The sequence below is a fragment of the Acidovorax sp. GW101-3H11 genome (assembly GCF_001633105.1).
Taxonomy (GTDB): domain Bacteria; phylum Pseudomonadota; class Gammaproteobacteria; order Burkholderiales; family Burkholderiaceae_C; genus Acidovorax.
The window spans coordinates 461,392-470,077 of the sequence record NZ_LUKZ01000001.1 but is presented as its reverse complement, the minus strand read 5'-3'; the positions used below and the strand labels follow the sequence as shown (position 1 = coordinate 470,077).

General features: G+C 60.5%; 7 protein-coding genes and 1 pseudogene. 5 read left to right on the top strand and 3 right to left on the bottom strand.

From position 1 onward, the window contains the following. From A1D30_RS02050 to A1D30_RS02035, 5 genes are all read left to right on the top strand, one after another. Nucleotides 1-1,428, top strand: a 1,428-nt coding sequence (locus tag A1D30_RS02050; RefSeq protein ID WP_131798403.1) for an efflux RND transporter periplasmic adaptor subunit, incomplete at its 5' end; no start/stop codon positions are given. Further along, nucleotides 1,425-4,571: an efflux RND transporter permease subunit gene (locus A1D30_RS02045; RefSeq protein WP_063459126.1), complete on the top strand. Its 3,147-nt coding sequence runs from the start codon at nt 1,425-1,427 to the stop codon at nt 4,569-4,571. The genes A1D30_RS02050 and A1D30_RS02045, both read left to right, overlap by 4 nt. An 8-nt stretch (nt 4,572-4,579) precedes the next feature. After that, entirely contained in the window at nt 4,580-4,936 is a 357-nt protein-coding gene (locus A1D30_RS26715) for a hypothetical protein (protein WP_347336227.1), read from the top strand. After that, on the top strand, nt 4,937-5,524 hold the full coding sequence (locus A1D30_RS02040) for an alpha/beta hydrolase (protein WP_347336226.1): 588 nt from the start codon (nt 4,937-4,939) through the stop codon (nt 5,522-5,524). A 21-nt stretch (nt 5,525-5,545) separates the two neighbouring features. Then, entirely contained in the window at nt 5,546-6,475 is a 930-nt protein-coding gene (locus A1D30_RS02035; protein ID WP_063459125.1) for a sensor domain-containing diguanylate cyclase, read from the top strand. A 75-nt stretch (nt 6,476-6,550) separates the two neighbouring features. Here A1D30_RS02035 and A1D30_RS02030 read toward each other — a convergent pair whose 3' ends face one another. The 3 genes and pseudogenes from A1D30_RS02030 to A1D30_RS24530 form a co-directional block, all read right to left on the bottom strand. Further along, entirely contained in the window at nt 6,551-7,054 is a 504-nt protein-coding gene (locus A1D30_RS02030) for a hypothetical protein (protein WP_015012969.1), read from the bottom strand. A 575-nt stretch (nt 7,055-7,629) separates the two neighbouring features. Continuing rightward, the gene (locus A1D30_RS02025) at nt 7,630-8,082 is read right to left on the bottom strand and encodes a hotdog domain-containing protein (RefSeq protein WP_056419573.1); all 453 of its coding nucleotides are present in this window, start codon (nt 8,080-8,082) and stop codon (nt 7,630-7,632) included. Nucleotides 8,083-8,247: 165 nt separating this feature from the next. Then, nucleotides 8,248-8,535, bottom strand: a pseudogene (locus tag A1D30_RS24530) (HAD domain-containing protein); the annotation flags it as partial. Nucleotides 8,536-8,686 lie beyond the last annotated feature (151 nt).

Genomic DNA, 8,686 nt, shown 5'->3' with positions numbered 1-8,686 from the left:
ACCGCGAACAGCCACGCAGTGGGAGCCAGTCCCGCATCGACAGAAGCAGCAAAAGCCGACCGCAAGGTGCTGTACTGGTACGACCCGATGTCGCCGACGCAGAAGTTCGACAAGCCAGGCAAGTCCCCCTACATGGACATGGCCTTGGTTCCTAAGTATGCGGATGAGGACACTCAGGAAAGCTCCGGCCTGAGCGTCTCTGCGCAGGCAGTGCAAGCCCTCGGCCTGCGCACAGCCACGGTGGAGCAGCGCGACATTGGGTCCGACGTGGACGTGCTGGGCACGGTCCAGCTCAACGACCGGGATGTGAGCATCGTCCAGGCGCGTTCTGCTGGATTTGTGGAGCGTGTCTATGCTCGGGCCCCGGGCGACGTGGTGGCGGCAGGCGCGCCATTGGCCGACCTACTACTGCCCGAATGGGTGGCTGCGCAGCGTGAATTTCTCGCGGTCCGGGAGCTCAAGGACGAGTCGCTGACGGCAGCCGCGCGCCAGCGGTTGCTGCTGCTGGGTATGCCGGCCTCGCTGGTGGCCCAGGTGGAGCGCACGGGCGAACCTCAAGGCCGCTACACGGTGACCTTCCCGCAGGCTGGGATGGTGGCCGAACTGATGGTGCGCCAAGGCATGACGGTCTCTGCCGGGGCCAGCCTGGTCCGCGTAAACGGTCTGGCCAGCGTCTGGATCGAAGCGGCCGTTCCCGAAGCGCAAAGCGGGCCCTTGCAGCTGGGGCAGGACGCCCAGGTCCGCCTGGCCGCGTTTCCGGGCGAAACCCTCAAAGCCCGGGTTGTGAGCATCCTCCCTGAGGCCAACCGGGACACCCGCACGGTGCGTGTGCGGCTGGAGCTACCCAACCCCGCCCAGCGGCTGAAGGCTGGCATGTCCGGGCAGATCGTTCTGGCCGGACGGACACAACCAGCGCTGCTGGTGCCCAGCGAAGCGGTGATCCGCACCGGCAAGCGGGCGCTGGTCTACGTGGTGGATGGCCCCGGCAAGTACCACCCCGTCCAGGTCCAACTCGGCGCAGAAATCGATGACCGCCTCGTCGTTCAAGGCGGGCTGACCGCAGGACAACAGGTGGTCGCTTCGGCACAGTTCCTGATTGACTCGGAAGCCAGCCTGCGAGGCATCTTGCCTGCACAGTCTCAAGGCAGCAGCGCACAACCAATCAGTGAACAGGGTTCTTCGATCTCTGCTGCTCCGGCGTCCAAGAGCTTTACCGTGCGGGGAGTGGTCGATGAGGTCACACCGACCGAGCTGACTCTGACCCATGATGCCGTGCCTGAACTGAAGTGGCCTGGCATGACTATGCCCTTCAAGCTGGCGAGTCCTGAACTGGCCAAGACATTGAAACCCGAGCAGCAGGTCAGGTTCACCTTCCAGCAGCAAGGCAAGGACTTCGTGATCATCGCCGTGGAAAGGATCAAGCCATGATCGCGCGTCTGATCCGCTGGTCGGTGGCGAACCGGTTCCTGGTGCTTCTCGCGACTGTCATGCTGACCGCTTGGGGCGTGTGGGGCGTGCGCAGTACCCCCGTGGACGCTCTTCCCGATTTGTCGGATGTCCAGGTCATCATCCGGACCTCCTATCCAGGTCAAGCTCCGCAGATTGTGGAGAACCAGGTGACCTACCCACTGGCCACCACCATGTTGTCCGTTCCGGGCGCCAAGACGGTGCGTGGCTTCTCGTTCTTTGGCGACTCCTTCGTCTACATCCTGTTCGAGGACGGCACGGACCTGTACTGGGCGCGTTCCCGCGTGCTGGAATACATGAACCAGGTGCAGGGGCGGCTACCCGCCACGGCAAAGTCATCGCTTGGCCCCGACGCCACCGGGGTCGGCTGGATCTACCAGTACGCGCTGGTGGACCGTACCGGCAAGAACGACCTGGCCCAGTTGCGTGCCCTGCAAGACTGGTTCCTGAAGTTCGAACTCAAGAGCCTGCCCAATGTCGCGGAAGTGGCCTCAGTGGGCGGCATGGTCAAGCAGTACCAAGTGGTGCTTGACCCCATCAAGCTCGCTGCCCAGGGGCTGACTCAGGCACAGGTCCGCGAGTCCATCCAGGGCGCTAACCAGGAAACGGGTGGGTCGGTGCTGGAGTTGTCCGGGGCCGAATACATGGTGCGCGCCAGCGGCTACCTCAAGACGCTGGACGACTTCCGGGCCATCCCGCTCGTGTCGCGCGCCGGGATTCCGGTGCGCCTGGGCGATGTCGCTACGCTCCAGATCGGGCCGGAGATGCGGCGCGGTATTGCCGAACTCGACGGCGAGGGGGAAGTGGCTGGAGGCGTGGTCGTGCTGCGATCTGGCAAGAACGCCCAGGAAACGATCCAGGCCGTAAAGGCCAAACTCAGCGAGCTGCAAAGCAGCCTGCCCCAGGGCGTGGAGATCGTCACCACCTACGACCGCAGCGCACTTATCGAGCGGGCGATCCAGAACCTCACCACCAAACTCGTAGAGGAGTTCATTGTGGTGGCGGTGGTCTGTGTCTTGTTCCTCTGGCACCTGCGTTCTGCGCTGGTCGCCATCATTTCTCTGCCTCTGGGGATCATGGCTGCGTTTCTGGTGATGCGCTACCAGGGCATCAACGCCAACATCATGTCCCTGGGCGGCATTGCCATTGCTGTGGGCGCCATGGTGGACGCAGCCGTGGTGATGATCGAGAACGCCCACAAGAAGCTGGAGGCCTGGCAGCACAAGCATCCCGACCAGCAGTTGGTCGGTGAAGAGCGCTGGAAAGTGATCACCGAAGCTGCCGAGGAAGTTGGGCCTGCGCTTTTCTTCTCGCTGCTCATCATCACGTTGTCCTTTGTGCCCGTTTTTACGCTGGAAGCACAGGAAGGCCGCTTGTTTGGACCGCTGGCGTTCACGAAGACCTACGCGATGGCCGCAGCTGCGGCACTCTCGGTCACGCTGATCCCGGTCCTCATGGGCTACTGGATCCGGGGGCGTATCCCTGACGAGCAGAAAAACCCCATCACGCGTGCGCTGATCGTCGTGTACCGACCTTGCCTGGAGTGGGTCTTGCATCGTCCCAAATCCACCTTGGCTATCGCCGTGCTGGCGCTGGCGACCACGATTTGGCCGCTCTCCCGGCTAGGCGGCGAGTTCTTACCCAGGCTGGACGAAGGCGATCTGCTGTACATGCCTTCGGCGCTCCCGGGCCTTTCGGCACAGCGGGCCACCGAACTGCTGCAACTGAGCAACCGCATGATCAAGACGGTTCCCGAGGTTGAGCGCGTCTTTGGCAAGGCGGGCCGGGCCGAGACCGCCACCGATCCAGCGCCTCTGGAAATGTTCGAGACCACGGTGAAGCTCAAGCCCAGAGACCAATGGCGTCCAGGAATGACGCCCGAGGGTCTGATCGAGGAGCTGGACAAGGCCGTCAAGATTCCTGGCCTGTCCAACATCTGGATTCCACCCATCCGCAACCGGATTGACATGCTGGCCACCGGCATCAAGAGTCCCATCGGGGTCAAGGTGACCGGCAACGACCTGAAGGTGATCGACGGGATCGCTGCCCAAGTCGAGCAGGTCGCCAAGGGCATTCCGGGAGTGACTTCGTCACTGGCCGAGCGCCTGACCGGGGGGCGCTATGTCGATGTCCGCATCGACCGCACAGCCGCAGGGCGCTACGGACTGAACGTGAGCGAAATCCAGGCCGTAGTCTCCGGGGCCATTGGCGGTGAAAACATCTCGGAAACGGTCGAGGGCTTGGCCCGCTTCCCGATCAACCTGCGCTATCCGCGTGAGTGGAGAGACTCGCCCGAACGCTTGGCCCAATTGCCCATCTCCACCCCCATGGGGCAGCAGATCACGCTGGGTACGGTGGCCAGCATCGCCATCACCGATGGGCCACCCATGCTCAAAAGCGAGAACGCCCGCCCATCGGGCTGGGTATATGTCGATGTGCGGGGGCGCGATCTGGCTTCCGTGGCCAATGAGCTGCGCGATGCCGTGAGCCGACAGATCAAGCTGGAGCCCGGGGTCAGCATCACGTACTCAGGCCAGTTCGAGTACCTGGAGCGGGCTAATGCCCGCCTGAAAGTAGTGGTGCCTGCCACCTTGTTGATCATCTTCGTGCTGTTGTACCTGACCTTCTCGCGCATGGGTGAGGCGGGACTGATCATGGCGACGCTGCCATTTGCGCTCACCGGGGGCATCTGGTTCCTGTACCTCATGAACTACAACCTTTCGATCGCCACCGGTGTGGGCTTCATCGCCCTGGCGGGGGTCGCGGCTGAGTTCGGGGTGGTCATGCTCATCTACCTCAAGCAGGCACTCGCAGAGAGGTGTCCAGACGGCAGGCAGCCCACGCTGGAAGAGCTGCTGGATGCTATCCGGGAAGGTGCTGTGCTGCGCGTGCGACCCAAGGCCATGACCGTGGCTGTCATCCTTGCGGGCCTGGTGCCCATCGTGTGGAGCAGTGGGACGGGCTCGGAGGTCATGAGCCGCATCGCGGCCCCTATGCTGGGCGGCATGGTGACGGCGCCGCTGCTGTCCTTGTTCGTGATTCCTGCGGCCTATGTGCTGATGCGTAAGCCAAGGAGAGTGAAAACAGAGGCATCCGGAGGCTGAACGCTGCGTTGCGCAAGCTGGTGCTAGCGATAAACCAGTTGTTTCTCACTCCCAATCGCGCACGCTTGCATGCTATTTTGCGCACGGTGCAAGCGTCAGGCGTGCAAAATCTGCGGACTGACCGCCCGGAAAGAACAACAGTGGAAATTCGTAAGCGCAACAACGTGCATGTGATCGATGCAATTCGCCCGGACGTCCCCGTGCTCGTCTATGCGCACGGCTTTGGGTGTAGCCAGCATATGTGGCGACACATCACTCCGGCCTTTGAAGGTAAGTGCCACCAGGTCTTGTTCGACTACGTCGGCTGCGGCCAATCAGACTTGGCCGCCTTTGACCCCGTGAAGTACGCAAGTCTGAAAGGCTAAGTGCAAGATCTGCTGGATGTATGCGACGCATTGGGCATCGAGCGCGGAGTGCATTTTGTTGGACATTCGGTCAGCGCCAGCATCGGCCTGCTGGCCTCCATCGAGCGACCTACGCTTTTTGACCGCCTGATTCTGGTTGGCCCGTCGCCTTGCTACCTCAATCACGCACCGGATTATTTTGGAGGATTCGAGCGCAAGGATTTGGATGGCCTATTGGACCTCATGGACCAGAACTTCATGGGCTGGTCCAGCTACCTCGCACCCATTGTGGCGGGAGCGCCGCAGGCAGACAGTCTGGGCGGAGAGCTGTCCGAGAGTTTCTTCTCAACCGATCCTACGATGGCCCGCATCTTTGCGCAGGCAACCTTCTTTGCGGATACCAGAGAGGAGCTGTCGCGCGTGACCCGGCCGAGTCTGATCTTGCAGCATGGCAACGATGCGTTGGCGCCCCATTCGGTGGGGGAATACATGCACAAGAAGCTCAGGGACAGCACGCTGGAAGTGCTGGACGTGACCGGACACTGCGCCCACATGAGTCATCCTCACTTGGTGACGGCCGCCATGCAGCGATATCTCTCCTTAGCGTGAGCGAAACCGAGAGGGCGGAACATGCTGGCGGTTGATGACATCCCTTGCGCGATGATGATTACGGACCCGGAGGGGCACATCGTGCGGATAAACAGGGAGTTCCTTGTACTGATCGGGGGCACAGAGGCTTTTTGGCTCGGCCACTCCATGGATGAACTGTTGACACCAGCTTCTCGAATTTTCAGCCAGACCCACCTGTTTCCCACGCTGCATCACGCCAAGAGTGCGCGCGAAGTATTCCTCCACCTGCGCGGTGTTGGCGGCGAGACTGTTCCTGTCATGGTCAATGCGGTCAGCAAGCGCCTGGAGACGGGCGACCACATCGTATGGGCCTTTTTTGTGGCCCGCGAACGCAGCCGTTTCGAAGGCGAGTTGATCAAGGCCCGTGCAGAGGCCCAGGGTCTTGCCCAGCGCTTGGCCGCCAGCAATGAACAGGTTGAATTGCAGAATCGCCAGCTTTCGGAACTGAGTCTCTCTGATCCGCTTACAGGTCTTAAAAACCGCCGTGCGCTGGAATTGACCGTGCAAGAGTGGCAACGGACGGCCTCTCGACAGAGTTCCGTGTCGTTGTTGATGGTGGACGTGGACTACTTCAAACGGATCAACGATGCGCATGGCCATCCCGAGGGCGACCGGGTGCTGGTGAACTTTGCTCGCCAGTTACAGGCAGGCGCCCGTGGTTCGGACCTGGTGGCGCGATACGGCGGGGAAGAATTCGTCCTCTGGTTACCTGATGCGGACGCAGAAGCCGCTGCCCGAATCGCGGAGCGGGTGCACAAATGCGCCAGACGGGTTCGCTCATTGGCGGGGCCAGTAACGGTCAGTGTCGGGCTGGCATGTGCAGTACACCAAACCGGAGCGGATTTCCTCGCCCGGCTGCTAAAACGCTCTGATGAAGCTGTTTACAGGGCAAAGGCGCTCGGGCGCAACTGCACAGTGGTTAGTGACTGAGTCACCAAGCCTCGCGCAGCTCACCAGCGTTTGGAATAGTGATAGCTTCCCCCGCAAAGAACGTTCGCGGTGAGACTACTTGGATGGCATGGCTGCTTGGCGGTCCACCATCATTTGCATCATCTGCTCCATCATGGCCATACGGCGCTCCATTTGAGCGTGCATGCCCATCATGCCTCCCATACCCGAGTTTCCGGAGGCTGCAGGCATGGCAGGTTTGGTCTGCGCCCCTTGCTGCATCATTCCCATCCCCATGCCACCAGAACTACCCGCGCCCATCGTGGCCATGCCTGACTGCATGAGCTTCATGTGCTCCTCCATCAGCGCTGAGCGTTCGGCGGGAGTCTTGGCCGCCTGCATTTTTTTGTGCATTTCCTGCATCGCCTTCATCTGACGATCAAAGGCGTCCGGTGCAGACGCGGCAGTGGCTGCCGGGGCAGACTGGGTTGTGACGCCGCCGCTCTGTGCATCTCCGGGGTGGTGGCCTGCGTGTTCGTCCTCAGGTTTTGGCGATTGCGCGACGGCACAGCCTGCCACGAATAGGGTTGTCAACAGCCCAGCGACGATGTTCAGACGCATGATGGTCTCCTTGGTAGTTCAACTGCAGCATGACGACGTCTGCCTTGCACCGTCTTGATCCACGTCAACAGGGGCTACGGGCCGAGACGCACAGCAGCAGCCACCGGTTGTTCGGCGAGATGCAGGACTCACCGCCGCGTCTGCTTTATATCCAGCACGCTCAATCGCTGAGCGGACAAGCTCCACGGTGCTTTCTCCGGCTTGCGCCGGGATGCGTACCTGACGTGTAGCTACGTCGATTTCTACTTCGACGCCCCCAGGCAGTTGGGCCTGAGCTATTGCACGACCAATGCGCTGGGCGCAAGTGCCGCACGTCATATCAGGAACATTGATATGGACCATTTGAGCCTCCTTTGGTTGATTCACGTTTTGACTATGAACCTTGCCACGGTGGGAAGGTCAATGCCTCACGGAATTCAATCGGCATATAAGCTCGGAAAGCAGCAAACGAGCCCATTACTGGTGGTGTCTCTACGAGTTAGAACGCTCGCGCCTTGGGTGAACGACCGTCGAAAATCTCCATCTCAGCCGAGGGGAAGGACACCTTTGGCGCCTTGCGCATTCCCGCCGCGTGCCTAGCGCGCAGGCGCCACCATAGCGGTGGCAATTGCCAAATGCTGGGCTGGCCCCGTACCTGCCTGAGAGAGAAAGCCCTCGGCGAACGAGAAGTTTTTAGCAGATCGAACCACATGCGCTTGGAATGCAAGCGACTCGTTGACAAGTGCAAGGGACAAAAATTTGACCGACAACTCCAGAGTGACGACGACCTTGGAATCGTAGTGACCCAAACCGGCAAGCACGAAGGCTGCATCAAAACCTGCGGCGATAACACCGCCATTGATTGCGGAGGTTCCTCCACCTCCCTGAAGGCCAGATTCGATTTTGGTGAAATTGATGATCGCCAAGCCTGGCTCTTTGAACGCCCCCCTAAACCCAAACCAAGCAATTTCTTTCCTGGCGTTGAATTGAGCCAATTGCTCTTCGCGCTGCGTGGAGACTAGGCGAAACGGGATGGTCGGACTATGCATGGGAAAGCAATGGTGCGTTTACCGTCCAAATGTACATTGAGGGCTCGTCCAAATGTACATTCAGGATGCGTCCAACCTTGCATCCAAGACACTTGCGGCAGGGGATTTTTCGAATGAAGGTTCGATAGTTAGACCGTTTTTAAGTCCACCGTGCCCCGCGAGCTGCTATGGGGTTCTGGCCGACAAGGCGACATGACAGCTGCGCAGTTTCTCCCTCAGTTCGTGTTGTACCTCGGGGTTTGACAAGCCCGTAGTTCCCTCGCATGCGATCAGGTTTTGCCGACAGGAGTCAGGCCAATCTTCCAGATCATCATCGAGTGCTATCCACTGATGGGGTTTTCTGCGCTGAGCGTCTTCTTGAACTTGCACGCCCCGGGGTGTGGTGCGGAACATGGACAGGTTCCATGGGTTCACGCCATGCACACGTCTGTGGTAGGTCCCGCCAATAAACCGAGCTGAATCGCCCCGGCTTTCGTGGAGGCCAGTTGGTTTAAGTCAGGCCACCATCATGGCAGTCTGACTGGCGAGTTGCCGGTAGTAGTTTGCCTCAGCTTCTACGGGCGGGATGTACCCGATGGGTTCGAGCAGCCTGTGATGGTTGAAC

What these genes read in the sequence shown, in the direction of transcription:
- A1D30_RS02030 (WP_015012969.1), bottom strand. Translation starts at nt 7,054, where the DNA reads ATGCGTCTGAACATCGTCGCTGGGCTGTTGACAACCCTATTCGTGGCA.
- A1D30_RS02025 (WP_056419573.1), bottom strand. Translation starts at nt 8,082, where the DNA reads ATGCATAGTCCGACCATCCCGTTTCGCCTAGTCTCCACGCAGCGCGAA.
- A1D30_RS02045 (WP_063459126.1), top strand. Translation starts at nt 1,425, where the DNA reads ATGATCGCGCGTCTGATCCGCTGGTCGGTGGCGAACCGGTTCCTGGTG.
- A1D30_RS02035 (WP_063459125.1), top strand. Translation starts at nt 5,546, where the DNA reads ATGCTGGCGGTTGATGACATCCCTTGCGCGATGATGATTACGGACCCG.